Annotated in this window: 2 protein-coding genes; both read left to right on the top strand. The window is 58.4% G+C overall.

Features of this window, described 5'->3' with window-relative positions; genetic code table 11:
* Positions 1–223 precede the first annotated feature (223 nt).
* Positions 224–841, top strand: a complete 618-nt coding sequence (locus H5T64_13530) for a hypothetical protein (GenBank protein ID MBC7265354.1) — start codon at positions 224–226, stop codon at positions 839–841.
* A 41-nt stretch (positions 842–882) separates the two neighbouring features.
* The coding region (locus H5T64_13525; GenBank protein ID MBC7265353.1) for an SMC-Scp complex subunit ScpB at positions 883–1039 on the top strand (157 nt) is incomplete at its 3' end.

Genomic DNA, 1039 nt, shown 5'->3' with positions numbered 1-1039 from the left:
CAACCGCCAGTTAGGGGCAGATGGCGGCCCGGAAATTCCATTTCCGGGCGAGTCTCTGCGCCCTCAGCGGCTCTGCAGTTTTAGTCTCGCCGCCGAATAGAATTCGACGGCTACGGTTAAGAAGTCCCTCCGGGACTTTCTGATGGTAGCCCGGAAATTCCATTTCCGGGCGAGTCTCTGCGGTTTTTGATAATGGATGTTCCGAAGAAAGAGGAGGTCGGCGATGAATCTGTTCAATCGCATTGTGGTTGTGCTTTTGTTGCTCCTAATGATGGCTTTCCTGGTGCTTACCGTTGTGCTCCCCGATCCCGTGCTCACCACCATCGCGCAGGGCGTCAGCCAGATTCGGGGGAACTTCTACGTGTACTATCGTAGTTATCTCTTGGGAGCGGTGCCGCTTTTCTTCATCTGCCTGGTACTTTTGTACTTGGAGGTGCGGCGCACAGGCCGCGACACAGTGCGCATCACCCAGGTCTCGGGGGCTCAGGTGGAAATGACCACCAGTTCCATCGCCCGCAGCCTGGACTACGAGATAGGGAAGTTGCCCGACGTGCTGAAAGTGAAGCCCATTGTGATCAGCAAGGGCAAAGGCGTTGTCGTGCGTTTGGACTTGGAGACGACGCCCGATATCCACGTGCCGGCAAAAATGCAGGAGGTCGCGCAGGTGGCGCGGGAGGCCATTGAGGATAAAATGGGCGTCAAACTCTTGCGCATTGCGGTGAACATCACCCAGGCCCCCTACGCCCGGGTGGAAGAGGCCGTCGCCAAGGCACGTATCGAGATGCCACCGCCGCCCATCCCGCCTGCTGGGGAACAACCGCCCTTTATGGATGCTCCATGACCCAGGGGCATCTCTTGTGATCTGTGGGGGAGTGGGACGCTGTGTCCGACACAGAGAAAATGGAGCCCGAAGAGAGTATTTTGCCACCGCCAACGCCAGAGCAAATACCGGCCTTGTTGGAGGCCCTCCTCTTCGTGGCCGATGAGCCAGTAGAGGTGAGGTCCCTGGCCTCTGTGCTCGGGGTGGATGTGGCGGCAG

The sequence above is a fragment of the Chloroflexota bacterium genome, from assembly GCA_014360825.1.
Lineage (GTDB): Bacteria > Chloroflexota > Anaerolineae > UBA2200 > JACIWT01 > JACIWT01.
This window is presented reverse-complemented; position numbering and strand designations above follow the sequence as displayed.